Source organism: Bacillus sp. FSL K6-1005 (genome assembly GCF_038000225.1).
GTDB lineage: Bacteria > Bacillota > Bacilli > Bacillales > Bacillaceae > Bacillus > Bacillus mojavensis.
The window spans coordinates 2,397,904-2,423,546 of record NZ_JBBOBP010000001.1 but is presented as its reverse complement, the minus strand read 5'-3'; the positions used below and the strand labels follow the sequence as shown (position 1 = coordinate 2,423,546).

General features: G+C 44.2%; 29 protein-coding genes and 1 pseudogene. 15 read left to right on the top strand and 15 right to left on the bottom strand.

Annotated features, from left to right (window positions below; genetic code table 11):
• Positions 1 to 6 precede the first annotated feature (6 nt).
• The gene (khtT, locus tag NST16_RS12780) at positions 7 to 504 is read right to left on the bottom strand and encodes a K(+)/H(+) antiporter subunit KhtT (protein ID WP_010333581.1); all 498 of its coding nucleotides are present in this window, start codon (positions 502 to 504) and stop codon (positions 7 to 9) included.
• 61 nt (positions 505 to 565) lie between these two features.
• Positions 566 to 904 (bottom strand): hypothetical protein, encoded by a 339-nt coding sequence (locus NST16_RS12775; RefSeq protein WP_333513055.1) that lies wholly within the window; start codon positions 902 to 904, stop codon positions 566 to 568.
• A gap of 165 nt (positions 905 to 1,069) precedes the next feature.
• On the opposite strand from NST16_RS12775, the gene NST16_RS12770 reads away from it, so the two are divergent.
• Positions 1,070 to 1,837, top strand: a complete 768-nt coding sequence (locus NST16_RS12770; RefSeq protein ID WP_340887094.1) for an enoyl-CoA hydratase — start codon at positions 1,070 to 1,072, stop codon at positions 1,835 to 1,837.
• Positions 1,838 to 1,857: 20 nt separating this feature from the next.
• Here the strand turns inward: NST16_RS12770 and NST16_RS12765 are convergent, their stop codons facing one another.
• The gene (locus NST16_RS12765; RefSeq protein ID WP_268447642.1) at positions 1,858 to 2,043 is read right to left on the bottom strand and encodes a YhzD family protein; all 186 of its coding nucleotides are present in this window, start codon (positions 2,041 to 2,043) and stop codon (positions 1,858 to 1,860) included.
• A 128-nt stretch (positions 2,044 to 2,171) separates the two neighbouring features.
• On the opposite strand from NST16_RS12765, the gene NST16_RS12760 reads away from it, so the two are divergent.
• The 6 genes from NST16_RS12760 to NST16_RS12735 all read left to right on the top strand — a co-directional run bounded on the left by NST16_RS12760 (position 2,172) and on the right by NST16_RS12735 (position 9,928).
• Positions 2,172 to 3,068 (top strand): ABC transporter ATP-binding protein, encoded by an 897-nt coding sequence (locus NST16_RS12760; protein WP_340887092.1) that lies wholly within the window; start codon positions 2,172 to 2,174, stop codon positions 3,066 to 3,068.
• A complete protein-coding gene (locus tag NST16_RS12755; RefSeq protein ID WP_268447644.1) occupies positions 3,061 to 4,320 on the top strand; it encodes an ABC transporter permease in 1,260 nt (419 codons plus the stop codon). Before NST16_RS12760 ends, NST16_RS12755 begins: the two co-directional genes overlap by 8 nt.
• 117 nt (positions 4,321 to 4,437) lie before the next feature.
• The gene (locus tag NST16_RS12750) at positions 4,438 to 5,664 is read left to right on the top strand and encodes a metallophosphoesterase family protein (protein WP_268447645.1); all 1,227 of its coding nucleotides are present in this window, start codon (positions 4,438 to 4,440) and stop codon (positions 5,662 to 5,664) included.
• A gap of 4 nt (positions 5,665 to 5,668) precedes the next feature.
• The gene (locus NST16_RS12745) at positions 5,669 to 8,566 is read left to right on the top strand and encodes an ATP-binding protein (RefSeq protein ID WP_340887088.1); all 2,898 of its coding nucleotides are present in this window, start codon (positions 5,669 to 5,671) and stop codon (positions 8,564 to 8,566) included.
• A gap of 73 nt (positions 8,567 to 8,639) precedes the next feature.
• Entirely contained in the window at positions 8,640 to 9,584 is a 945-nt protein-coding gene (gene yhaM, locus NST16_RS12740; protein WP_168747325.1) for a 3'-5' exoribonuclease YhaM, read from the top strand.
• A gap of 131 nt (positions 9,585 to 9,715) precedes the next feature.
• On the top strand, positions 9,716 to 9,928 hold the full coding sequence (locus NST16_RS12735; RefSeq protein ID WP_010333590.1) for a sporulation YhaL family protein: 213 nt from the start codon (positions 9,716 to 9,718) through the stop codon (positions 9,926 to 9,928).
• A gap of 39 nt (positions 9,929 to 9,967) precedes the next feature.
• Here NST16_RS12735 and NST16_RS12730 read toward each other — a convergent pair whose 3' ends face one another.
• Positions 9,968 to 10,840, bottom strand: a complete 873-nt coding sequence (locus NST16_RS12730; RefSeq protein ID WP_029441200.1) for a peptidylprolyl isomerase — start codon at positions 10,838 to 10,840, stop codon at positions 9,968 to 9,970.
• Between the two features lie 159 nt (positions 10,841 to 10,999).
• On the opposite strand from NST16_RS12730, the gene yhzE1 reads away from it, so the two are divergent.
• A complete protein-coding gene (yhzE1, locus tag NST16_RS12725) occupies positions 11,000 to 11,086 on the top strand; it encodes a sporulation protein YhzE1 (RefSeq protein ID WP_003327753.1) in 87 nt (28 codons plus the stop codon).
• A 125-nt stretch (positions 11,087 to 11,211) separates the two neighbouring features.
• Positions 11,212 to 11,298 carry a sporulation protein YhzE2 gene (yhzE2, locus tag NST16_RS12720; RefSeq protein ID WP_003155248.1) on the top strand — a complete coding sequence of 29 codons (87 nt, stop codon included), beginning with the start codon at positions 11,212 to 11,214 and terminating at the stop codon, positions 11,296 to 11,298.
• Between the two features lie 75 nt (positions 11,299 to 11,373).
• Here the strand turns inward: yhzE2 and NST16_RS12715 are convergent, their stop codons facing one another.
• Entirely contained in the window at positions 11,374 to 11,592 is a 219-nt protein-coding gene (locus NST16_RS12715) for a hypothetical protein (protein WP_081720768.1), read from the bottom strand.
• A gap of 71 nt (positions 11,593 to 11,663) precedes the next feature.
• Positions 11,664 to 12,182: a DUF3267 domain-containing protein gene (locus tag NST16_RS12710; protein ID WP_029441201.1), complete on the bottom strand. Its 519-nt coding sequence runs from the start codon at positions 12,180 to 12,182 to the stop codon at positions 11,664 to 11,666.
• 207 nt (positions 12,183 to 12,389) lie between these two features.
• On the opposite strand from NST16_RS12710, the gene NST16_RS12705 reads away from it, so the two are divergent.
• The gene (locus tag NST16_RS12705) at positions 12,390 to 12,731 is read left to right on the top strand and encodes a YhaI family protein (protein ID WP_024120776.1); all 342 of its coding nucleotides are present in this window, start codon (positions 12,390 to 12,392) and stop codon (positions 12,729 to 12,731) included.
• Here NST16_RS12705 and NST16_RS12700 read toward each other — a convergent pair.
• Positions 12,728 to 13,339 (bottom strand): HTH-type transcriptional regulator Hpr, encoded by a 612-nt coding sequence (locus tag NST16_RS12700; RefSeq protein ID WP_010333593.1) that lies wholly within the window; start codon positions 13,337 to 13,339, stop codon positions 12,728 to 12,730. The genes NST16_RS12705 and NST16_RS12700 overlap by 4 nt on opposite strands.
• A 177-nt stretch (positions 13,340 to 13,516) precedes the next feature.
• A complete protein-coding gene (locus NST16_RS12695) occupies positions 13,517 to 13,873 on the bottom strand; it encodes a YtxH domain-containing protein (protein WP_010333594.1) in 357 nt (118 codons plus the stop codon).
• 127 nt (positions 13,874 to 14,000) lie between these two features.
• On the opposite strand from NST16_RS12695, the gene NST16_RS12690 reads away from it, so the two are divergent.
• Positions 14,001 to 14,192 (top strand): hypothetical protein, encoded by a 192-nt coding sequence (locus NST16_RS12690; RefSeq protein ID WP_010333595.1) that lies wholly within the window; start codon positions 14,001 to 14,003, stop codon positions 14,190 to 14,192.
• A gap of 73 nt (positions 14,193 to 14,265) precedes the next feature.
• On the opposite strand, the gene NST16_RS12685 is transcribed toward NST16_RS12690, so the two are convergent.
• From NST16_RS12685 to NST16_RS12675, 3 genes are all read right to left on the bottom strand, one after another.
• Positions 14,266 to 14,784, bottom strand: coding sequence for a tryptophan transporter (locus tag NST16_RS12685; protein WP_010333596.1), 519 nt, complete (start codon positions 14,782 to 14,784; stop codon positions 14,266 to 14,268).
• A gap of 123 nt (positions 14,785 to 14,907) precedes the next feature.
• Complete coding sequence (gene serC, locus NST16_RS12680; protein WP_340888359.1) at positions 14,908 to 15,987, bottom strand: 3-phosphoserine/phosphohydroxythreonine transaminase; 1,080 nt, start codon at positions 15,985 to 15,987, stop codon at positions 14,908 to 14,910.
• Between the two features lie 135 nt (positions 15,988 to 16,122).
• A complete protein-coding gene (locus NST16_RS12675; protein ID WP_340887077.1) occupies positions 16,123 to 16,560 on the bottom strand; it encodes an HIT family protein in 438 nt (145 codons plus the stop codon).
• A gap of 489 nt (positions 16,561 to 17,049) precedes the next feature.
• Between NST16_RS12675 and ecsA the strand changes: the two genes are divergently transcribed.
• From ecsA to NST16_RS12660, 3 genes are read left to right on the top strand one after another with little or no spacing between them, the layout of a single operon-like run.
• Complete coding sequence (gene ecsA, locus NST16_RS12670) at positions 17,050 to 17,793, top strand: ABC transporter ATP-binding protein EcsA (protein ID WP_010333599.1); 744 nt, start codon at positions 17,050 to 17,052, stop codon at positions 17,791 to 17,793.
• Positions 17,786 to 19,012, top strand: coding sequence for an ABC transporter permease (locus NST16_RS12665; RefSeq protein ID WP_268470937.1), 1,227 nt, complete (start codon positions 17,786 to 17,788; stop codon positions 19,010 to 19,012). The genes ecsA and NST16_RS12665 overlap by 8 nt, the downstream gene beginning before the upstream one ends.
• Before the next feature lie 22 nt (positions 19,013 to 19,034).
• Entirely contained in the window at positions 19,035 to 19,727 is a 693-nt protein-coding gene (locus NST16_RS12660; RefSeq protein ID WP_268470942.1) for an EcsC family protein, read from the top strand.
• 31 nt (positions 19,728 to 19,758) lie between these two features.
• Here the strand turns inward: NST16_RS12660 and NST16_RS12655 are convergent, their stop codons facing one another.
• The 4 genes and pseudogenes from NST16_RS12655 to hmoB form a co-directional block, all read right to left on the bottom strand.
• Positions 19,759 to 20,949, bottom strand: a complete 1,191-nt coding sequence (locus NST16_RS12655) for a M20 family metallopeptidase (RefSeq protein ID WP_268470945.1) — start codon at positions 20,947 to 20,949, stop codon at positions 19,759 to 19,761.
• A 72-nt stretch (positions 20,950 to 21,021) separates the two neighbouring features.
• Complete coding sequence (locus tag NST16_RS12650) at positions 21,022 to 22,413, bottom strand: hypothetical protein (RefSeq protein WP_268470948.1); 1,392 nt, start codon at positions 22,411 to 22,413, stop codon at positions 21,022 to 21,024.
• A gap of 26 nt (positions 22,414 to 22,439) precedes the next feature.
• Positions 22,440 to 22,738: pseudogene (locus NST16_RS12645) on the bottom strand (hypothetical protein).
• Between the two features lie 49 nt (positions 22,739 to 22,787).
• Positions 22,788 to 23,288 carry a heme-degrading oxygenase HmoB gene (hmoB, locus tag NST16_RS12640; RefSeq protein WP_044156545.1) on the bottom strand — a complete coding sequence of 167 codons (501 nt, stop codon included), beginning with the start codon at positions 23,286 to 23,288 and terminating at the stop codon, positions 22,788 to 22,790.
• Between the two features lie 121 nt (positions 23,289 to 23,409).
• On the opposite strand from hmoB, the gene NST16_RS12635 reads away from it, so the two are divergent.
• Positions 23,410 to 25,554, top strand: a complete 2,145-nt coding sequence (locus NST16_RS12635; protein ID WP_340887068.1) for a transglycosylase domain-containing protein — start codon at positions 23,410 to 23,412, stop codon at positions 25,552 to 25,554.
• The last annotated feature ends 89 nt before the right edge of the window (positions 25,555 to 25,643 follow it).

Here is a 25,643-nt window from a genome sequence, read left to right as displayed (position 1 = left end):
CGCAGATCACACGCCCTCTCTAGAAAGAAAATCATGAGTCAGCTTCTTCAGATGCTTTCTTTCACCTGAGAGGACAAGTGTATCATCTTCTTCAATCACCGAGTCAGCACCCGGATTTAAAAACTTTTGCTGGTTGTGTTTAATGATGGCGATGACAGTGACATCATAGTTTTGACGGACATCAAGTTCGCCAAGGGTGCGCCCGATTGACTTCGCGCCTTTTTCAACCTTAAACCACTCAATAATGAGGTCGCTAAACGCCATCTCAATAGACTCCAGCGCCTGTGGCTTATAGACCATGCCGCCTAAAATCGCGGCAATTTGCCTTGCTTCGGAATCATCCAATGAAATATTGGAAAGAAGCTCATCCGGATCCCGGTCATCAAACCGATAGATTTCTCTTCTTCCGTCATCATGAATAATAATCGTCATTTTTTCGCGGTTTCTTGTTTCAATTTCAAATTTTTTGCCGATTCCCGGCAGGTCGTTTTCTTTTATATTCAATGAGAATCCCTCCGAATGTAGTATTGGCATAATGACAGGGTACAAACAAAATGGTATCCATTCATATTCGGAGGTAATTAGACTGGTATTTGATCGGGATGGCACAAACCCTTTCCAGCCTGTTGATGTGAGGATCATCAAGCGGTTTGGCAGATAACGTTCTGATAGACTGCGCCAATGGATTGTACTCTTTCATAAACTCCGCCAGATGCAGACTGCCCGGTGACGGCGTTTTGGCTGATTGTGATTCTTTTGGATATGAGGACATTGGCACATAGCTGTCAGTGCTTGCATCAAACTGGGAGGGCAGGACCACGTCAGAAGGGGGAAAGTACACCATAAATAAGCTTAATAGAAAGCTGATCAGCAATTTATCCATGTTACCTTCCCCCTTTCTCATTCTATATCCCTTCCATTTCACTATATAAAACTTTATGTTCCCATTCAAATGATATGCATTTTTCAGTATCTATTGACCTTGAAAAATAAAAAAAGGTTTCTTTAAGGACGGCGGGGAATGTATATGAGAAAGAAAAAAGAAAGCGTATACATGGAGGTGTTTTATATGGATTATATTCAATATGAACTGAAGGGGCCTGTGGCAGAAATTGTGCTGAATCGCCCTGATGCTCATCACGCCTTGAATGAGCAAATGCTGTTTGAGCTGAAGGAGGCGTGTGAAAAGGTTTCTGAAAGCGAGGCGCTCATCGTCCTCCTGAGAGGTACCGGAAAAGGTTTTTCGGCAGGCGGCGATATACGGATGATGACCTCTGATCATGATCCTGATCAATTTAGACAGCTGATGGATACGATCGAAGCTATCACTTTAACGTTATACAAAATGAAAAAAGTGACGATTGCCGCTGTCCATGGCGCTGCCGCGGGACTGGGTCTGAGTTTAGCACTTTGTGCTGACATTGTGCTTGCAGAGAAAAATGCTGTACTTGCAATGAACTTTATCGGCATCGGACTTGTTCCTGATGGCGGGGGCCATTATTTGCTGAAAAAAAGGATTGGGGAAGCGAAAGCGAAAAAGCTGATTTGGAGCGGGAAAAAGCTATCCGCTGAAGAAGCGGCTGGCATGGGTCTCTTGGATGGTACATTTAACGGAGAGCCTGCGGAAGGTGCAAGACCTTATGTTGAAACACTTTTAGCCTCGCCCCTACTGGCAATGATTGAGACGAAAGCCATTTTTCAAAGCCTCCATATTGATGAATTGAAGAAGGTGCTGGCTCTTGAACGAAGTGCCCAGGAGAGAATGAGGATGACAAAAGATCACCAGGAAGGAATCCGTGCGTTTTTAGAGAAACGGGAGCCTAAGTTTCAAGCGTAACAGATCAGCCGGGAAGCTGATCATCTCTGAAACAAAATCAGCTTTCCGGCTGCATTCACTAAACGATGGGTATGATGATGAAGCTCTTTTTCCTTTAACAGGGCTTCACCCTGCTTTTTTGCCGCATCATCGTTTTCCGCCTCAAATCGCTCGTTTATCAGTGTTTCTCCCGAAGGATCAAAAGCCGTAAGAAAATACTCCGCCATCATATTTCGCCTCCAACTATATCATTTATCGTTCCTTCTCCATTTATATTCTAAAAAAGCAAACCAAAATCCTTTATTATGTTTTAACCAGATATAGTATATAATGGGTCGAGGAAGGAGGAGATTCGGTGCTGACGATTGATCACGTAACGAAGACATTTGGAGATGATAAAGCGGTTGACGGATTGAATTTAGAAATCCCGGAACAGCAAATGTTTGGCCTCTTAGGCGCAAACGGAGCGGGAAAAACGACGACCTTTCGCATGATTCTCGGCTTATTAAGCATTACGAAGGGTACGATCAGCTGGAAAGGCTGCCCCGTCAACTACAGTATGAGCAACAAAATCGGGTATTTGCCGGAAGAGCGCGGACTTTATCCAAAAATGAAGGTAAAGGACCAGCTTGTCTATCTGGCAAGATTAAAAGGTATGGAGAAAGGCGAGGCTGTAAAAGAGCTCGGAACATGGCTTGAACGCTTCAATATAACAGAATACGAGAATAAAAAAGTAGATGAGCTTTCAAAAGGAAACCAGCAGAAAATCCAGTTTATTTCGTCGGTTTTGCATAAGCCTGAGCTGCTGATTCTCGATGAACCATTCAGCGGGCTGGACCCTGTCAATGTCGAGCTGTTGAAGGAGGCTGTTATCTCTTTGAAAAACAGCGGTGTCTCGATTTTATTTTCCAGCCATCGGATGGAGCATGTCGAGGAGCTGTGTGAGCACCTTTGTATTTTGCAAAAAGGAAAGCCTGTTGTGCAAGGCAGTCTGAAGGAAATTAAACGTTCATTCGGCAAAAAGAATGTGACCATACATTCCGATGACGATCTGCATTTTTTACAGGGGCACGAAGGCATTACGCAATGGAAGGAAACGGCCGGCGGCGTAAAGCTCCAAATTGCCAATGAAGACATCTCTCAAGAGATCTTCGCCATGCTCCAAGGTAAAGGTTTTATTCGAAAGTTTGAGCTTGAAGAGCCGTCACTCCATGACATTTTTATAGAAAAGGTGGGGGCCGTCTATGAATAAATTTTTGATCATGCTTTCTCATACATATAAAAATAAGATTATGGCAAAATCTTTTATTATTTCTACTGTCGTCACGGTTTTGCTTGTTTTGGCTGTCACTAACTTAGAATCGATCATTTCTATGTTTCAAGGAGAAGATACAAAAGAGAAAATTGCAGTTATTGATGAAACAAACGAATTATATCCGATTTTCTCAAAGCAGCTGAAAGCAGTCGATACAGACAGCGATCTTGATGTGAAGCAGTCTAAGCAATCAGAGGAAAAAGTTACAAAGCAGGTCAAAGATGAAACGCTTGACGGCATGCTCATTATCAAAAGAGATGAAAAAGGGACGATCTCAGGGACGTACAAAGCGTTAACGATTTCGGATGAAAGCACGGTTCAAACACTGCAGCAGGCGTTAACGCAAACAAAAACCGCTGTTGGAACAGAGGAGCTCGGCGTTTCGCAGGAAACCATCAGCAGCCTCTATGCGCCTGTCACTGTCGGGCAGGAGGCGCTGAAAGAGGGTGCAAAGTCTGAGGAAGAGCTGGGGCAGGCGATGGGGCTTGTTTACATTATGCTGTTTGTCATCTATTTCTCCGTTATTATGTATGCCAGCATGATTGCGATGGAGGTTGCGACCGAAAAATCTTCGCGTGTCATGGAAATCCTCATCTCAAGCATGCCGCCGATCCAGCAAATGTTTGCAAAGCTGTTAGGCATCGGGCTCGTCGGAATAACACAGCTTGCTGTCATTATTTCTGCCGGATATCTGTCGCTGAAGCTGAACAAAACGAGCGAAACGGCTTCATCTGTCGGCGGTTTTCTTAATCTGACCGACGTTCCCTTCTCCACCGTGATATATGCGGTTATTTTCTTTTTGCTCGGTTACTTTTTGTATGCGACACTGGCCGCGTTTCTTGGCAGCGTCGTCAGCAGAATAGAGGACGTGCAGCAAACGATCACACCGATGACGCTTTTGGTGGTTGCCGGTTTTATGATCGCCATGTTCGGACTAAACGCTCCTGAAGCAGGATTTATTACGGTCACATCTTTTATCCCGTTCTTTACGCCGATGATTATGTTCTTGCGTGTCGGCATGCTAGATATTCCGTTTTGGCAGGCGGCTGCCGGTATCGGGATAACTCTGCTTACCATTATCATACTTGCCGTCATTGGCGCCAGAATTTATAAAGGCGGTGTCTTGATTTACGGCAACTCAAGCGCGTTTAAAGCAATCAAACAAGCGCTGCGTTTGGCAAAAAACTGATCAAAAAACAGCCTGGGAATGCTCAGGCTGTTTTTTGATTGTATTCGTTCTGACAGAACGTGCATTCGTAAGAAATCGGTGCTAAAATAAGGGTACTTCATCCTGGAAAGGAGCAGAATGTTGACTGATCTAACCTTTATTCATGCGGCAGATCTTCATCTCGACAGCCCGTTTTACGGGATATCGCATCTGCCGGAACCCATTTTTGCCCGGATCAAAGAAAGCACGTTTTCAAGCGTGAGACATATCATAGACGCTGCAATCACAGAGAACGTTGATTTCGTTTTGCTGGCGGGGGATTTGTTTGATGAGGCCAATCGAAGTTTAAAGGCGCAGCTCTTTTTAAAAAAACAGTTCGATAGACTTAGAGAGTACGGGATTTCAGTCTATGTGATTTTTGGGAACCATGATCATCTCGGCGGAGAATGGACACCGATTGAATGGCCGGAGAATGTTCACATGTTTACATCCTCAGTCCCTGAAGAAAAATCGTTTTATAAGGATGGCAGGCGCGCAGCAAGCATTTACGGTTTCAGCTATCAGACCAGAGCCGTGACGGAAAATCTAGCCGCCCGCTACCGGAAATCAACTGACGCGCCCTTTCATATCGGGATGCTCCACGGCACGTTATCAGGCTCTGAAGGGCACGATCCATATTGTCCGTTTACTCAGGACGATCTTGTGAAAAGCGGAATGGATTATTGGGCGCTTGGCCATATTCACAAACGCCAGATTCTTGTAGCCGGGCACCCAGCCGCGATATATCCGGGAAATCCTCAAGCGCGCCATATGAAGGAGACAGGAGATAAAGGCTTTTATCTTGTTCGTGTGGAGCGCGGAGATATGTCCTATGAATTTAAGAAAGCGCATGACGTCCTATGGGAGAAAGCAGAAATTGATGTGTCAGCGGCAGAGAATATGACCGCGCTCTTTCAAATTGTCGAGGACACGTTTTCAAAACTGCGGAAAAAGGGGACTCCTGCATGTGTGAAGCTCGTATTACAGGGGACAGCGCCAGAATGGTTATTGGATGCGCCGAGAGGTTCATTGGACGAGCTGCTTGAAGCCTTTCAGGAGCAAGAGGCGGACGAGGAGAATTTTATATGGCCGCTTTCATTGGAAGATGAGATGGAAAATGAAGCAGAGCTTAACAGCCTTGATCCTTTTTTTGGCGGTTTATTGGAAGACATTGAACAGACTGATCTGGCAGGCGTGCTGGAAGGGCTTGAACGGCATCCGGTATATAGGAGACACGCAGACCGGTTTAGTCAAGAGGAGACAAGAGAAATAAAAGAGCAGGCACAGGTTCTATTGAAAAGACAGCTTAAGGTGCTTGAGACATGAGGCGGTGAAAGCTATGCGAATCATATCATTACATATCTACCAATACGGAAAATTTTCAAACCGGACCTTTCACTTTTCCGCCTCGCCTGTCCAATTAATCTATGGATTAAATGAGGCAGGAAAAACGACTATGATGTCATTTATAGAAAGCATGCTGTTTGGATTTCCGAAATCGAAAAAATATGAACCGAAATCAGGCGGTGTGTATGGCGGTGTTCTTGAGGCTGAGCACCCTGCATACGGCGTGATGAAGATTGAACGGACAAAAGGAGCCGCTGAGAAGGTAAGGGTGTATACAGAATCCGGGGAAGTAAAGCAGGAAGATTTTCTAAAGCAGCTGTTCCAGGGCACGGACAGGGCGCTGTACAAAGCCATTTACTCGTTTGATGTATTCGGATTGCAGGAAATTCACACCTTTAATCGGGACAAGATCGGGGAATTCCTGCTGTTTTCCAGCCTGTTTGGCGCTGAAGCCGTATCAAAGCTTGATTCAAGGCTGACGAAGGAAAGCGAAAGGCTCTTTAAACCAAACGGCCGAAATCCTCATTTGAATCAGGAATTAGAAACGCTGAAGCAGCTGGCAGCAAAGCTGAAACAGGCTGAGACAGAGGAGGCGGGCTATCATCAGCTTCTTGAGGAGAAAAGAACGCTCGAATCCCGTCTTGCAACCGCTGAAACAGAGCTGAAAGAGACTGCGGAACATATTCGAAGAATCGAAAGAGCCATTGAACTGAAACCGGTGCTAATCGAAAAAACTGCGCTGGAACAGGCGATTGAACAATATCCGGAGCATGCGGGGCAATTCCCTGCTGACGGATTACATCGTTTAGAAAAGTATGAATCCCATCTTCATCCGAAATCCGCACAGCTGGAGGCGCTTCGGGTAAAGCTTGCAGAATTGAACAAACAGCTGCAAAAGCTTAACCCAAATGAGGCCATATTGAAGAATGAAGCACTTATCGCAGAGCTATCATCAGCGTATCATATGTACCAATCCTACGGGGAACAGCTTGCCGCCATCCAGGCTCAGCTGCGCCAGTCCTCTTCACAGGCAGCGGCCGGGCTGGAGCAGCTAAATAAAACAGATGAAAATGAACTGCTGAATATGAACACGTCCTATGACTATGAATGGCAGCTCCAGCAGACGGTGCGGCATTACGTGCAGGCGAGAGACAGAAAAAGACAGCTTGATGAAGTGTTTGAAGTGGCGAGGCGCGAGCTGGAAGACGCTGAAAGGGCAGTTCGTGACATATCTTCCGTCATCCTTGAAAACAGCCAAAGAAAAGAAAAAGAAGCCATTCTTAAAGCATATGATGAAGCACAGGGACAGCATCAAGAGCAGATGAAACTGAGGGAACAGCTGAAGTTCTTCGAAAGGCAGCAGGCGAAACAAAAGAAGACCGTGATGGCAGCAGGCATTCTCTTCATGGTTCTCTTTCTGCTGCTGAAGCAATGGATTCCAGCTATATGCATCGGCGCCGCACTCGTGCTGTATGCCTTTACAACTGGCAGAAAGTCGCTGTCTTCTGATGAAGTAAGGGAGACGAAAGAGCCAGAGACGGATATTTCTCCGCGAGAAGCCGAAGCGATTAGAGAAGCATTATGGGAGGATGACCGCAATAAACAGCACCTTATATCGTTGCGGGCAGAGCTTCAGCAAAAAGAGGCAGCTTACGAAAGGATCATTGAGCAATTTGAACAGTGGGAGGCCGATATGGCTCCCTCCTTCAGCCAAGCTGAGCAATTCATGAATGAACTCGGGTTTAAGGAAGACCCTTCCTTCTTACTGGATGCTTACAATGTAATGAAGGACGTACAAAAAGAAGTGAAGAAAAAACATGAGCTGACGATCGAAGCCGGGAGACTACAAAAGCTTCGGCGGACATTTGAGGAACGCGTCAGAATGCTGCATCCTGACAAAATCGATTCTCAAACCCACGTTGCTGATGTCCTTCACGAACTGCGGAAAAACGCGGAACGCGAAAAAGAGATTGAGAAGCAAAAAAATGAAATGAATAAAGATATCCAATTTCATGAAGAGCAGGTGCTTGAGCTGGAGCAAGAAATACGTTATTTCCAAGCACAGATCGAACAATTATTCACTGAAGCGGGAGCAAAAGACAGAAATGAGTTTTTCGCCATAGCCGACATCAGCAAGAAATGGAAGGATATTGACACAAAGCTGTATAACGTAAATGCACAGCTTCAAGGTGTCAGCTCAGCAGAACTTAATCTGGCAGACTCCGGCACTCTTTCTGAATTGGAGCAAAAACGACTGCAAGAACATGAAAAAAAAGAACGGCACGATGAGGAGCTGAAACAGCTGCGCGCTCAAATCGCATTGCTTTTGGTCAAACAGGAACAGTTAGAGGCTTCGGGATTGGTCTCTGATCTGAAATTGCAAACTGAAATGCAAAAAGAGCGTGTGAAAGAATCTGCAAAAAAATGGGCTTCGATTCAAATGGTCAGACATGTGATCAAAAACAAAATGGAGCGGCATAAAAAAGTCGGTCTGCCGCGTCTTTTGGAGACAGCCGAGAAATTCTTCCGCCCGCTGACTGACGGCAGCTATCAATCAATTTATTTCTCCGAAACAGATGATTCCATCCTGGTCATGAACAGTGCTGGAACGGTGTTTCAGGCGGAAGAGCTGTCTCAGGGCACGTGTGAACAGCTGTATACAGCAATTCGTTTCGCTCTGGCCGTTACTCGTCAGGATGGGGCTATGCTGCCCTTCCAGCTCGACGATAGCTTTGTCCATTTCGATCAGAAACGACTGAACCGCGTGCTGGAGATGCTTTCTGTTTTATCAGGAGGGGAAAGGCAGATTTTCTATTTTACATGCCATGAACATGTAAAAAACGCGTTTCAAAGTGATCAAATCACCCATTTAGTGTCATAAATGAGGTTATATAGCTGATAATCGGTATGTGATATACTGATATTATGTAAGATACGGAGGGAGCTTTAATAGTATGGCTAAAGGGATTATGCTACATGAGGTTGGCGAACAGGTTGACCAATATCTATTGATTAAATCCTTAACAAAAGGGATTGCAAGCAATGGAAAACCGTTTTTAACACTGATGCTTCAAGACCAGTCAGGTGATATTGAAGCCAAGCTGTGGGATGCCAAGCAAAGTGATGAAGTAACCTATGCGCCGCAGACGATCGTTAAGGTGGTGGGGGATGTCCATCATTACCGCGGACGCACCCAGCTGAAGCTGAGAAATATCAGACCGGTGAGCGAGAACGAAAACGTCAATATTGATGATTTTTTGGAAACTGCGCCGATTCCGAAAAATGAAATGCTGGATACCATCACTCAATATATATTTGAAATGAAAAATCCAAATATCCAGCGGATAACAAGATATTTGGTCAAAAAGCACGAAGCAGAATTTATGGATTACCCGGCGGCTACGAAAAATCATCACGAGTTTGTCTCAGGTTTAGCGTATCACGTCGTCTCTATGCTGAATCTGGCAAAAGCAATTGCTGATTTATATCCGTCTCTTGATCGTGATCTTCTGTACGCAGGAGTTATCCTTCACGATCTCGGAAAAGTAAAAGAGCTGTCGGGACCAGTTGCCACTTCCTATACAGTAGAAGGCAATCTGCTAGGCCACATTTCGATTATGGTCACAGAGCTGTCAAAAGCGGCTGAGGAGCTTCAAATCGATTCTGAAGAGGTTTTGATCCTCCAGCATTTAATCCTGAGCCATCACGGCAAAGCAGAGTGGGGCAGCCCAAAACCGCCGATGGTAAAAGAAGCGGAAATTTTGCACTATATTGATAATCTGGATGCGAAAATGAATATGATGGACAGAGCGCTGGAACGCGTGAAGCCGGGCGAGTACACTGAACGTGTATTTGCACTTGAAAACCGTTCCTTTTATAAACCGACGTTTCATAAATAATCAATAATGAAAAAGGACTGATGCTGACATGTTCAGCTCAGTCCTTTTTTACATGCTTTTCCCGCTCATAACCTGTCTTATTCCTGCATAAGGTTAAAAATAAAGAATCTATGCAAAAGGGGGAGAAGCCCGTGTTGTTTTTTCCATGGTGGGTATATCTTTGTATTGTGGGCATCATTTTCAGTGCATATAAGCTGGTGTCAGCAGCCAAAGAGGAAGATAAGTTAGACCAGTCTTTTATTGAAAAAGAAGGTCAGATCTACATTGAGAGGATGGAAAAAGAAAAAGAACGCCGCACGTCCCAGCAGCGTGAGGAAGAAAACCAAAATCATTCCATCGCATAAAAAAAGCTGCGCAGCTCAGTGAGCCTGCACAGCTTTTTTTTATTTAGAACTGCTTGAAGAGCTGCTATTTGAAGAAGTGTTAAATGTATCCTTCAAATCTTTATCCTTCACATCGATGTCAGCTTTTTTCATTACTTTTTGAACGGCTGCCTGCACAGCTGTGTTGTCATTAAGTTTTTGGTCGAGAACATCAGATTTCAGCTCTTTTTTCATATCTTCATATTTTCCGCGTTCTTCAGTCTTTTTGATGATATGGTAGCCAAATTGTGTTTTCACAGGTTCGCTGACTTCGTTTGTTTTCAGTTTGAATGCAGCTTTTCTGAATGTAGAATCCAGTTGTTCGTTATCTTTTGAAATCCAGCCAAGTTCGCCACCGTTTGTAGCTGAGCCTGTGTCTGTAGAGTATTCCTTCGCAAGGGCATCAAATTTCTCGCCTTTTTTCAGTTTTTTCTCTACTTCCTCAGCTGTCTTTTTGTCAGCGACAAGGATGTGGCTTGCGCGAATTTGGCCTTTTAAGTTTTCCCAGTATTCTTTAATTTCGTCATCTGTAACTTTGATGTTATCTTTAGCTGCTTTTTGTGTAAGCAATTCATATTTAACTTGCTCTTTTAGGTAATCTTTTCCATATTGATCTTCTAACGCAGTATATTGATCACCGAGCTGTGTTTTGTATTCTTTCATCTTGTTGTCAATTTCTTTATCTGATACTTTGTATTTCTTGTCCAAAACTTTTTCTTGCACCAGCTGAGTCAGGACGCTCGCTCCAGCTTGCTTTTTCATGTTTGTGTAAAGTTCGCCTTTTGTTACATCGCCTGCGTCTGTTTTTGCGATGACTTCTTTGTCGCCGCTGCTGCAAGCACTGAGAGTGAGGATGCTTGTAGCAGTGATAGCTGCTATTGCGATTTTCTTCATTGTTTTCAAACACTCCTAATCATTCCAAATTGAATTGCCTATGCGTATCATAACATATTGTGGCTTTCTGTAAAAAGATTTTAAATAAAGGGCATTCGTCTAGTCAAACTTTTCCTGATGACATACAAATATATTGATCAAGAAAAGGAGGTATGTAACATGAGCGGAGGATATTCAAACGGTTTCGCTTTGCTTGTTGTACTGTTCATTTTGCTTATCATTGTAGGTGCAGCTTACATCTACTAAGCAGCAAAAGGGATCGCTTGTTGAAAAAGCGATCCTTTGCTTTCACAAGCGCCTAATCGTTTCATCAATTAACTGCATAAGATGTAATTGGAAAATAAAGCTTTTTACAGGAGGTGCTTTTTAAGATGGGTGAAGTATTTGCAGGCGGTTTCGCTTTATTGGTCGTCTTATTTATCTTGTTGATTATCATCGGCGCTTCTTGGCTTTACTAATCAATGTAAAAAAGCATAGCTGCCGGTTCTAACGAGGCCGGCAGCTATGCTTTCTTTACTTTCCTTTCCTCATATTTAAACAGTAAAGGATATCTCCACAAATGAAGAGATCAGTAAAATTAATATACATACATTGATAAATCGAAATACCTTATCCTGGCGCTCTTCAGGAATCTCTCTGACAAGGCATAATGTATTGGTGAGCCTGTTTATAAAGTAAACAATAAACAAGGCAGCCACGATAAAATAGAATAATATGATGGGAGATTCCCCCTCTCTCTGAACTGCTCCCATATTACATTACCAAATATTGATCAAAAAAGATAGAATGCAAACTGAAAAATCGGCACAGCGTCAAGCGTCAGCTACTTTTCGACCAAAATATCAAAGCCGTCTGCTTCCTGATCGATAAAGCATGCTTTCGGTGCTTGCATCAGCTTCAGAGCCAGCAAAAAGTCCGGCAGACAGTAGCCTGCATGAATGCCTGAAATCATGCAGAAGTAATGGGCGTGATTCGGAAACGCCAGTGCGGCGTAAAATAATACAGGTGTTATCAGCATAAAAGGGCTTAACAGTGAAATCAGCATCGTCGTTTTCGGTATCCGTTTCCACGTTCGCATACGCCATACGTAAATCTTTTTTTCTATTTTTCTTTTTTTGCAGATGATCGGCAGGACATGGATGACTTTATGTACAAATAAAATAACGACGAGCAAAACGCCGAACAGCGGTACATATTCATCGCTCAAGCTTGTTTTAGGCCGCAAAAGCTCAAATGCTAAGAAGTTAGATATAAAAACCATAATCATGAAACACACAGCAATCAATATTATGCGAACGGCACCATAATCTTTCATCAGATTTATGGTTTTCCAGCAATTCATCAAAGTCATCCTTCCGTACATCTTGAGTAGAATCTCAAAATAATTTACTCCTCTCAAGAAAAAAAATCAATGCTTTTTTAAGAAAAAATATCTTTCAGCAGGTATTTTTTTGAAAGGGGCAAACAATCTATGAAATATGGGGTTAGAACTTTCTTCTCAGTGAATTATCAGCTAAAATAAGATTAAAGATAGAAAGAAGTGGTGTGGATGGATTCGATGGATCATCGCATTGAGCGATTGGAATATTACATACAATTATTAGTGAAAACAGTGGATATGGACAGGTACCCTTTCTATGCGCTGCTGATTGATAAAGGGCTGAGCAGAGAAGAAGGGGAAGAGGTTGTGCGCATATGCGGTGAGTTGTCAGAGGAGCTGGCAGCACAAAAAGCGCAAGGATTTGTAACCTTTGATAAGCTCCTTGCGCTTTTTGCCGGACAGCTGAATGAAAAACTAGATGTTCATGAAACGATTTTTGCCCTGTATGAGCAGGGGCTTTATAAAGAACTGATGGAGGTTTTTATAGACATTATCAGACACTTTGATTAACTGTTTACAGGTTCAAGTTCTTCGGCTGATTCATCCGCAGCAGTGTCCGTTGCTTTTTTCTTCAGTTTTCCGTTTACGCTTTCAAAGTCGCTGTCGATATTTGTGAGTGATGTTTCAAAGATTTCCATAAAATCATCGCCGTATATATGGCGGATCATACACATCATTTCTGCCACTTCAGGGAACTTTCCGAATAAATGATACAGAGGCTGTGACCCTTTAAAAACCGCGTTGCGCGTCGGATCAAATTCTTCAAGCAAGCTCCAGAATACCTCAGTTCCTTCCTCAGTCAGCTGAACATATGTGTTTCGTTTATCGTTCAGCCGTTTTGAAAACCTTAAATACCCGCGTTCTTCGAGCTTTTTTGAAAAGTTAAATGCCGTTGATACGTGCATGACCCCGAACTTTGCTATTTCAGAAATGGAAGCTCCATTCAGCTGATAAGCAATCCATAAAATATGGTGCTCATTAATATTCAGGTCATACGGTTTGAGCCATTGCTGCCAATCCTTCTCAATCGATTTCCAAAGAGCCTTGCTAAGCTGAGCCATTTTCTGGGTGAAGACCAGAGCCTCTTTCACATCATAAGGCGGTTCCACTTGATTCATTACGTCACCTGCTTCTCTTTATCTTTTTCTCTATTATGCCAATAAAATAAAGATTAATAAAGATGAAAATGTAAGAATTTTTTAATAAATTCTTGAGCCGTTGCTAGGAAAGGCTTTTGCGAATAAAAAAAGTGCAGGTCATGTTTTGACCCGCACTTTTTTCCTTTGAATAGGATATTAGTTTTGTAAGGTTTTCTCCAGCTGTTTGATTTTTTCCTCAATATCAGCGATTTCTTTTTGAAGATCCTGCTGATGAGGTTTGATCTCTTCCTGCCATTTTTTAATTGAGGTTTGCAGTTCACCGCTTACGTCTTTAATGACATCTGCACTTTCTTTTGCCGCTTTTACTAGCTGGTCCTTTAAGGTTACACCATCTGATTTTAAGCGCTTGATCGTTTCTTCAAAAGAATCGCAATTGGTTTTTATTTTTTCACGCAGCTGTTTACCTGAAGAAGGTGCTGATAGAAGAACTGCAGCACCTCCGATGATGCCGCCCACAAATAGTCCTGTTAATAGAGAACGTCCGTCCGCCATTAAAATCACCCCGTTTTTTTCTTGAAATATGATACATTCAGATTTTTCCATTTTGTTCGAAGAATGAACTTCTATACATAGCTTGCTTTATTTTAGCATATTTTTTAAGTGAAAAGGAGGGAGAAGGTTGTCTGTCTTTATGATTGTGTTATCCTGCATCACCCTTGCCTTTGCAACAGGCGCCATTTACTATATCAGACTTCTCAGCCAGGCTGCTTCTTATCCGCCGAAGAAAGTCATTCGGCAGAAAGCGCTTGTTTGTTCAACCGGAACCGCCTTTACACTATGTCTTATCTTTATCACAAAACTCATCGCTTAAAACATACTGACATGCTGCGGGCTCTTTTAAAGAAAAAACCTCTCCCGGAAGCGGAAGAGGTTTTGTGTCACATTTATTTTGCAGCTTCCATAAAACTTGAGCGTCTTAAAATGGTTTGCACGATCGGATACATCATGATCATGGCGATTGTATTCAATACAGCTGCCGGCAGAACGACTGCGGCGAATAATGCGGCGAAACCGCCAGGCAAACCGACGATACATAAAGCTGACGTTAAAAATACAGTTCCTGATAAGATGGTGCCGATGACTGTCAGAACTGCGACTACAGCTGTTTTCTGGCTCTTTCTCACCAGAAGGAACAGGAAGAAAAACAGAAACGCTGATACAGGTTTGTCAATGATATTTGGAATCTGTCCGGCAGGAAACGCGGTTGTAAGAGCTGAAATGATTCCGGTCACAATCCCGATAACGAGAACGTTTTGCACCCGCGGGAACAGTAGAATGCCCATAAACATCATGATCAGCATCATATCAGGTTTCATCCCGCCTAAAAAGGGCGGAATAATGGAATGGAGCGCTGCGCCGATTGCGGCAAACAGAGCCATAACGACTAACTCTTTTGTTTTCATATCTATGCTCTCCTCTGCTAAGCTTTCTGCCCTCCAATAATATGCTCATCATTTATTGCGAAGGCTTAAAGAATTTATTATGCAAACAGTATACCAAACGAACGGTTTGCACAGCCAGACTTTTTACTCATTTTCCTGCTGGAATTTCTTCATGAAAGCAGCTAATGTTTCACAGTCTTCCAGTGATACCGCATTATAAATGGAAGCACGGCAGCCTCCTACTGAACGGTGTCCGCCAAGGCCTACCATTTTTGCTTCTTTCGCCTCCTGAACGAACTTTTTCGTTAAACTGTCATCACGGAGCGTAAAGGTAACGTTCATGCGTGAACGGCTGTCTTTTCTAGCATGGCCTTTATAGAAGCCATTGCTCTCGTCAATGCAGCTGTAAAGAAGCTGTGCTTTTTGTTCGTTGCGCTGTTCAGCAGCTTCAACTCCGCCGTTTTTCTTCAGCCACTCAAGGACGAGGCTCAGCATATAAATGGCAAATGTGGGCGGAGTGTTGTAAAGAGAATCCGCTTTGACATGTGTTGAATATTTAAGGATTTTCGGAACGTTGGCATTTTCATTTTGCAGCCATGATTTTTTCATTACGACAACGGTAACACCTGAAGGACCAAGGTTTTTTTGAGCACCGCCGTAAATGACGTCAAATTTGGATACATCGATTTTTCTGCTTAAAATATCGCTGGACATGTCAGCGACGAGAGGAATAGGAGAACTCGGGAATTCCTGCCACTGTGTGCCGAAAATCGTATTGTTAGACGTAATATGTAAATAGGCGCCGTCTTTTACATCTGTAAGGTCAACCTCGGGAATGTAGCTGTAATTGTCTGATTCGCTTGTCGCCGTCACAGATGTGTTTCCGAACAGTTTCGCTTCAGCGAGCGCTTTTTCAGACCAAGCGCCTGTCATCACAAAATGAGCGGTTTTTTCAGGTGTTAAAAAGTTCATCGGAAGCATTGAGAATTGAAGGCTCGCCCCGCCTTGAAGAAACAGAATGTCATAGTCATCCGGGATGCCCATCAGTTCAATCAGCAAGCTTTTCGCTTTTTGATGCACCGCTTCATATTCTTTGCTGCGGTGGGAAAGCTCCATAACGGACATGCCGGATTCATTAAAATCAATAAACTCTTTCTGTGCTGTTTGCAGAACTTCTAATGGCAGCGCTGCAGGACCTGCGTTAAAATTCGTTGTACGTTCCATCATGATCTCTCCCTGTTTTCCACGTTAATGTAACAAATAATACAATTATCCTATCACAAAAATTCAGTTTTTTTGATAGAAATTTAGAATTATCAAAAGAAATTGCGAATTGTTCACAATAAAAAAACCTCATCTTTATGATGAGGCTAAGCGTTTCGCAATGGATGAAGAAATGTCTTGCAGATCTTCCGGTTTATAATCATCTGCATGTGTTTTCCACACTGCTCCGAATCCGTCTCCTTTTCCGTAGCGCGGGATAATATGCATATGGTAATGGAAAACAGATTGTCCTGCTTTTTCGCCGTTGTTGTTTAACGTGTTTAAGCCGATCGGTTCAAATTCATCCCTGATGGCGCGGGCAATTTTCGGAACGGCGTGAAAATAATGTTTCGCTAATTCGTCTGTGAATTCATAAACATTTTCAATATGTGTTTTCGGGATAACGAGGGTGTGGCCTTTCGTCACTTGGCTGATATCGAGAAATGCCAGCACATGTTCATCTTCATAAACCTTTGCTGACGGAATTTCGCCGGCGATAATTTTACAAAAGATACAATTCTCTGCACTATGCATGAGGGTTCCTCCTTATGAAATTGTGTTTTTATGTATAAACTCATCGTACCACAGAAATGCAGAAAATAGAAAACAGGATGAACGGCGGAGCGTTCATCCTGAATGCAGAGGAATCAGCTTTATGAAGAAAATGTGATATGCCTTTGGTAAGCACCTCATTTGTTAATAAAATGAAGACTTGTTTAATGCCTAACGATTCCTACGATAAACACCTCATTTGACAGTCAGCTTCAAAATTGAAGATTTATCAATTCAGTGAATGAGAAAAGGTTTGAGCATAGGACATGTTTATTTTCTATCCAACTGTGCCTAAGACGTCTTTGACAAACACCTCATTTTTCAGTTGATATGCTTTTTCCTCTACAACAATTATAATGTCCAGGAACCTGTCTCTTTATGACAGCAAATTCATCATTTGTTAAAAGGGAATTGTTTCAAATCAGGCTTTGTTTTGGTACTATGAAGAAAAACAATATAAGGGGAGAAACTATGTCTCTGCTATCGGTAAAAGACTTAACCGGCGGTTATACGAGAAATCCGGTTTTGAAAAACGTGTCATTTAGCCTTGAGCCGAACCAAATTGTCGGTTTAATCGGTTTAAATGGTGCAGGTAAAAGTACAACAATCAGACATATCATCGGGCTGATGGACCCGCACAAAGGATCTATTGAATTAAATGGAAAAACCTTTGCCGAGGATCGGGAAGGCTATCGGTCCCAATTCACTTATATTCCTGAGACTCCCGTTTTATATGAAGAGCTGACGCTGATGGAGCACCTTGAATTGACGGCGATGGCTTACGGCCTTTCAAAAGAGACGATGGAAAAAAGATTGCCTCCGCTGTTAAAGGAATTCCGAATGGAAAAGAGGCTGAAGTGGTTCCCGGCGCATTTTTCTAAAGGGATGAAGCAGAAGGTCATGATCATGTGTGCGTTTTTGGCAGAGCCTGCGCTCTACATCATTGATGAGCCGTTTCTGGGACTTGATCCGCTGGCCATCAATGCGCTGCTTGAGCGGATGAATGAAGCCAAGAAAAGCGGAGCGAGCGTGCTGATGTCAACACACATCCTAGCAACGGCGGAGCGCTACTGTGATTCGTTTATCATCTTACATAACGGCGAAGTGCGGGCGCGCGGCACGCTGTCAGAGCTCAGAGAGCAGTTTGGAATGAAGGACGCGGCGCTGGATGATTTGTATCTAGAGCTCACAAAGGAAGACGCTGGCCATGAATAACATGCTGGATATTTGGCAGTCACGGCTGCAGGAGCATATCAAAGAAACAAGAAGGTACATGAAATATATGCTCAACGATCACCTCGTTATCGTTTTGATCTTTTTTATCGCAGGTGCCGCGAGCTGGTACAGCAAATGGGTACGGGACATTCCCGCCCACTTTCCGTCCTTTTGGGTGATGGCCGTGCTGTTTTCACTCGTTCTGACAGGGTCTTATGTGCGGACGCTTTTAAAGGAGGCTGACCTTGTCTTCTTATTGCCGCTTGAGGCTAAGATGGAGCCGTATTTGATGCAGGCGTTTGTTTACAGCTATGTATCCCAGCTGTTTCCTCTGATTGCACTGAGCCTCGTAGCAATGCCGCTTTATTTCGCTGTCACGCCGGGGGCCTCGCTCATGTCGTATGCGGCGGTATTTGTACAGCTTCTGCTGTTGAAAGCGTGGAATCAGGCCATAGAATGGCGTATGACGTTTCAAAATGACCGAAGCATGAAACAGATGAATCTTGTCATTCGTTTTGCCGCTAATACAGTCGTCCTGTATTTTGTTTTTCAATCGGTTTATGTGTATGCGCTTGTCATCTATATCATTATGGCGGCTCTTTATCTTTATGTGTCTTCCGCTGCAAAAGGAAAAACATTCAAATGGGAGAGCCATATTGAATACGAGTTGAGACGCAAGCAGCGTTTTTACCGGATTGCCAACCTGTTTACGGATGTGCCGCATTTAAAGAAACAAGCGAAACGGAGAGCGTATCTCGACTTTTTGCTGCGGTTTGTGCCGTTTGAACAGCGTAAAACGTTTGCTTACATGTTTGCCCGCGCGTTTTTGCGTTCAAGTGATTACTTAGGCATTCAAGTCAGATTAACCGTTATTTTTGCGCTGATCATTATGTATGCCTCTGCAAGCCCGATGATCGCAGGGATTTTGACTGTGTTTACCGTCTTTATCACAGGTATTCAGTTTCTGCCGCTATTTGGCCACTTTGACCATCTGGCGCTTCAAGAGCTATATCCTGTCAAAAAGGAAGCGAAGCTGAAAAGCTATTTCTCTCTATTAAAAGCTGCGCTTAGCGTGCAGGCTCTGCTCATGGCAGCGGCCTCTTCCTATGCTGCGGGCGCTGCAGGTTTTCTGTACGCGTTGATCGGCTCTGCCGTCTTGATCTTTGTTGTTCTGCCGTCCTACATGACCGCCAGATTAAAAAAACACGGAAAGCTGTGAGCTGAAAAAAGGGGTAGGTCAAATGAGCGAGAATCTGCTGATGCAGGAAGCTCTTCAATGGAAAATGCATTTTTTGCGAAAGGATTCCATGTTTGAACGCTTCTCAAAGCGTGTGCAAACAAAGGTGAATGAACGGATACCTGAAAAAATTCATGCAGCAGTAACTGAAAGCGTGAAAAAAATGGTGGAAGCCACGATGGCGGGATCTAATATCATTACCTATAAGAAGGATACAAGCACACTTTCACTCAGTGAAAAAAACGAGCTTGCCAAAAAAACGATCGCTTCTTATCAGAAAGTGGCGGCTGCTGAAGGAGTCGGCACCGGGGCGGGCGGCATCTTTTTAGGTATTGCTGATTTCCCGCTGCTGCTCTCCATTAAGATGAAATGTTTATTCACTTTGTCCTCAATATACGGCTTTGATGTGAAGAATGCAGAAGAAAGGATGTTTTTGCTGCTTGTATTTCAGCTTGCTTTTTCAAGTGATGACTGCCGCAAATCGCTTTTTTCTGTCATTGAAAACTGGGAGACGGAGAAAAAGGATATTGACTGGAGAGTATTTCAGCAGGAGTATCGCGATTATATTGATGTCGTCAAGCTTTTTCAGCTTTTACCTGGGGTAGGGGCCGCAGTCGGCGGAATTGCCAATTATAAACTGCTTGCTCAGCTTGGAGATACAGCAAGACACGTTTTTCATCTGAGAATATTAAAGTAAACAGCCGGAGAGTAAAACTCCGGCTGTTTTTTTATGATAAATGATAAGTGATTGCAGCCCCTGCAAGCACTTTGGCAGCAGTCAGCATTGCTTTTTCATTGATATCAAATTTCGGATGGTGGTGGGAATAGATACGCTCAGGCTGTTCAGGAGCGGCTCCGGTAAAGAAAAAGGTACCTTTGACATGCTGTAAGTAATAAGAAAAATCTTCGCCGCCCATTTGCGGTTCACCTTTAAGAACCTGATGAACGCCGTCTGTGTTTTTTGCGACGTTTACCAGATGGTCGGTCTCCGCGGGGTGATTGACTACCGCTGGGTATCCGCGTTCGTAGTTGTAGTCATAGGAAGCGCCGTGCATGCTGCACACTCCTTTTACAACGGCTTCAATTTCTTTTTCCAGAATGTCGCGGACATTGTCATTAAACGAACGGGCTGTGCCAATGAGTGTTGCATGGTCTGCAATCACATTAAAGGGATTATCAGCCATAAAAGAGCCTGTCGATATGACGGCGGAGTGAATCGGATTGACTTTGCGGCTGATTATATGCTGCAGCGAGGAAACAATTTGCGAGCCGATCAGGACGGCGTCTTTTGTATCATGGGGGTGAGCGCCATGGCCGCCCTTTCCGTGAATGCTGATTGTAAATCTGTCAGCTGCGGCCATTACGGCGCCGGAGCGGCAGAGAATGGTTCCAATCGGCTCAGTCGCCCAAAGATGGGTACCGAATATGACGTCTGCGTTTTCAAGACAGCCGTCCTCAATCATCGGTTTTGCACCTCCTGGCGCGTACTCTTCAGCGTGCTGGTGGATCATAATAAACGTTCCTTTGAGATCATGCCTGTTCTGATAAAGCACCTTTCCGACGGCAAGCAGAGCCGCTGTATGGCCGTCGTGGCCGCATGCGTGCATGACACCGGGCACTTTGGAAGCGTAAGGAACATCTTTTTCATCCTGGATGGGAAGGGCGTCAAAATCGGCCCGCAATGCGACAGCAGGACCGGGTTCGCTGCTTTCAATATAAGCCAGAACCCCATTGCCGCCGACTTTGGTGCGGATCGGGACTCCTAACGATTCGTAATAGGAAGCAATAAAAGCGGCCGTTTTTTCTTCCTGATTGGAAAGTTCAGGGTACATATGGAAATGGCGCCTGATTTCCACCATTTCATTGAAACAGCTGTCGAGCTGTTTGTTTATCTCTTTTTGCAGCGTGTTGATGGACAAAGCCGCTTCCCCCTTTTCTAAGCTTTTCCATGATTGTATAGAAAAAGTCTGAATATTTCAACTGGTTGTGTTTCAAAGCATGATCATCGCTGCAATGGTTGTCACCGAAAGCCCGATGACTACGGGGAGGAAGTTCTTTCTGGCAAGCTCGAATGGATCGACCTTGCAAATGGCTGCAGCGGGAATGAGCGCCCATGGAATAAGCGTACCGCCGCCCACCCAGATGGCTGATATTTGCCCGAGTGCAGTCAGGACGGCTGGATTAGCATGGAGAGCGGATGAAAAAAGCTTGGCGATGGAGCCGGCGAGGGAAATGCCTGAAAATCCTGAACCGTCGAGCCCGGTTACGGCTCCAGCGGCAGTCAAGGCTGCGGCCGCAAGCTCTTTGGACATAGGCATCGCGTGGGATAGGGTGATGCCGAGATCATTGACAATGCCGTGTGAATGTTTAGGAAGTTCAGTACCCAATATGCTCTCATAGCCGGAATCACCAAGATAAAAGAAAGCGGCAATTGGAATGACGGGACCGAAAACCTTAAAGCCGAATTGAAACCCCTCGATAAAATATCCAGTTATTTTTTCAAGCCCTTTCTGTTTATACACAAGGAAATGAACGATCAGCAGGATGCAAATGGCCGATCCGCCAATTAACGCGGTTGCATCATTTCCTTGAAGGTTGAATATGACCATGCAGGCGATATCAGCGGCAAATACAAGAGGAATCAAAAGAGCCAGCAAAGACCGAAGACGTTTCGGCAAATACATTGAAGTGTCATGTTCAGCTGACATCATCGGGGAAAAAGAAGCGGGCCGCATTTGTTTTTTGCGTTCACGCTGAATCAAAAAGAAAGCGGCAGTTGTTGTAGTCACGCCCATAATCAGAACGAGCGGAATGCTTGCTGAGACGACATCACCGACAGGGATGCCTGCTGCATCAGCTGTCAGTTTTGGCGCTGCTTGAATGACAAAGTCTCCAGAAAGGGCAAAGCCGTGCCCGAATAAATTCATTGCCATGGCGGCAGCGATAGGCGGCAGGCCGGCACGGGCGGCTGCCGGAAGCAGAACGGCGCCGATTAAAGCGACACCCGGCGAAGGCCAGAAGAAAAGAGAAATGGCAAACATCAGTCCGCCTATCAGCCAGTATGCCATCACAGGTCCTTTAACTAGTCGTACAAAGGGAGAAATCATTGCTTCATTTATCCCTGTTTTCGTTAACACATCACTCATAGATACGATAAAACAGATAATGAAAATCGTAGGCAGCAGCTCAGATGCCGCGTAGATGAAGCTGTGGAATAAACTGCTGACCGAAGCTGAAAGCGAATGGCTGGCCCATAACGAAATGATGAAAATCCCAAATAACGATATAAAGGTTGTATCTTTTCGCAGCAGCATAAAAAGAATGATTGCTCCAATAAAAAACACATAAAGAACATGAACAGACATAATCCCGATTTCCATCATTGATCACTCCTTCCGCTTCCTACAGATTATTCATAGGCGGGCGGAAGGTGCTGGGACATATGTTTTAGCTGCTCGACCAACTCATGCTTCAATCCCTTTTTAGCCTGCTGCTGATGCTGGCACCGGCAGCAAGCCATTTTTTTCGGTAGGCGGTTATGCTTTCCGAAGGTTCTAAGTAAGAGCCGTCCTCACTCGTCATTTCATAATCGTCGAATCCGAATTGGAAGCCGCAGCACAAGCAGATTTCATAGGAGTGATTCCCTCGGTCATCATATGCTGGTTCTGTCAGCCCTTTAAACCCGCAGACAGGGCAAATATATTTCATCTCACTTCTCTCCCTTTCGCCATAAAAAAACTGCCGGACATTCCGGCAGCTATTCGACAGCAACATATGTGGTGACATACGAAGGCCGGGAGAAGATGGACGTTGTGTCAACTCCGGCAGACGTGCCGCGTTTTTTGTGGGCTTCTTTGTATGAGCCTGACTGCTGCCAGTCTTGGAAGGCTCTTTCTGTTTCCCACAAGGTGAGAATGACGTACGTATCGCTGTCAAGGGGACGCAGGACACGAATGGCTTCAAAACCGGGCTCGTTTTCGACTTTTCCCGCTCTGTTTTTAAATCTGTTTTCAAACAGCGGGCGCCCTTCCTGTGTGACGGCTATATTGTTCAATACTGCGAAACCAGGATGCTTCATGTCCCCGACTTGGTCAATGACTTCATAAGAATGGGGGGCCTGAAAAACCGTTTCTCCGTTTGTTTCGTGAATTAAAATCGCATTTTCCTGTCCCTGCATCAAAAGCATATTTTCCGAGGAATGTTTTTGCACGATGTTTTTCAAAAAATCGGCTGTCCCATATGTAATATATACCTTCATATCAGCCACCTCCTGCTTGCTAGTATATCAAAACAATGGTATAAGTTTCTATTGGCGACTGCTTCAAACATAAATCAAAACAATTTTTCCCATACTACCTTTAGAAAGGCGAGGTGAGTTCATGTTTAAGATAAAGAAAAAGAAACTTTTCATTCCCATCATTATTTTAGTGTTAACTGCTTTTCTCGCATTAATAGGATATATTTCAATCATTTTTCTCGGTCATTATGTCATAGATGAAAAGAAACTGGTCCTTCACGCATCTTCAAAAATTGTTGACCAAAACGGGGATGAGGTCGCAAGTCTGTATACAGAAAATCGTGAACCGGTCTCCATTAATGAAATTCCGAAAGAGGTCAGAGAAGCATTTATCGCAGTGGAAGATAAGAGGTTTTACGAACACCACGGTATCGATGTGAAATCTGTTGGAAGAGCGGTGTACCGCGATATATTAGCAGGAGGAAAAGTAGAAGGCGGGAGCACGATCACCCAGCAGCTTGCCAAAAATATCTTTCTGACACATGACAAAACGTTTTTAAGAAAAACGAAAGAAGTGATCATAGCGATCAACCTTGAACGGGACTACAGCAAGGACAAGCTGCTGGAAATGTATCTGAACCAGCTATACTTCGGACACGGGGTTTATGGCATTCAAGCTGCGTCCCACTATTATTTTAATAAGGAAGTTAAAGATCTAAGCGTATCCGAAGGCGCGGTCTTGGCTGCTATTCCGAAGGCGCCTTCTACGTATTCTCCTGTTTTGCATCCTGATAAAAGTAAGGAGCGGCGGGATACGATTCTCGGGATGATGAATGACCAAGGCTATATCAGTGCGAAAGAGGCTGTCAGTGCGCAGGGAAGGACGCTCGGGCTGAACGTGAAGAAACAGTCAAAAACACCTTGGTTTGACAGCTATATTGACCTTGTGATCGAAGAAGCGGAGGATAAGTATTCCATTTCCGGAGAGCAGCTGCTTCAAGGCGGGTACACGATTAAGGTGCCGCTTGATTCAAAACTGCAAAAAACGGCTTATCAAGTCATGAAGGAAGGCAGATATTATCCCGGAACAGATCAAGATGCAGAAGGAAGCGCAGTTTTTATCAACAATAAAACGGGCGGTGTGGAAGCGGCGATCGGCGGAAGAGATTACACGGCTAAAGGATATAATCGTGTGACAGCTGTGCGCCAGCCGGGATCAACGTTTAAGCCGCTGGCTGTATACGGACCGGCGATGCAGGAAAAGAGATTTAAGCCGTACTCTCTGTTAAAGGATGAATTACAATCCTACGGAGACTATACACCAAAAAATTATGGCGGGCGTTATGAAGGGGAAGTCACGATGTCGGATGCCATCACTTACAGCAAAAATGCGCCGGCAGTATGGGCGCTGAATGAGATCGGTGTGGAAACGGGAAAATCTTATTTAAAGTCAAACGGTATTGATATACCGGATGAGGGGCTTGCTCTAGCTCTCGGCGGTTTAGAAAAAGGCGTGTCGCCCCTCCAGATTGCCGGCGCTTTTCATACGTTTGCCGCAAATGGAACATACACCGAGCCGTACTTTATTTCAAACATAACAGATGAGGACGGGGAAACAATAGCCGATCATAAAGAACAAGGAAAACGAGTATTCAGCAAACAGACGTCTTGGAACATGACGAGAATGCTTCAGCAGGTGGTTAAGAAGGGAACGGCAACGTCCGGCACCTATCACGGCGATCTTGCCGGGAAAACCGGTTCTACCTCATATACTGGCGTTTCCGGCGCCACAAAGGATGCCTGGTTTGCAGGCTATACACCGAACATAACGGGTGCTGTCTGGATGGGCTATGACAAAACAGATCACAACCATTACTTAAAAGGCGGAAGCGCATATCCAACCAGAATGTTTAAGGATATTTTGACACAGGCTGGCCAGACGGGTTCTGCGTTTACGAAGCCTAAAAAAGTAAAAGAACTTGAAAGCCCAATTGAGCTTGAGCCTGTCAAAACGCTGACGGCTGACTATACATTTAGGGCAGCGGGGCTGTTTACGATTGAATTAAAATGGGATGCGCAAGAGGATGATCGGGCAGTATACAGAATTTATGTAAATAAGGACGGCAAGGATACGCTTCTTGATTCTGTTGAAGGAAAGGGAAGCTATGAGATCCCATATGCCAATTTGTTTTCGGGTGCTTCTTATAAAGTGGTGCCTTATAATACACAGACAAAAAAAGAAGGAGAAGGAACCGATTACGTTCAGCCGAAGTTGTTTTCCTCTTAATGGAATTCGGCGATTTTTTGAACTTTGGGCCGGATTTCTATACCATTTGCCCAAAACGAGGTATAGTGTAATGGTCAAGGAACACGAAC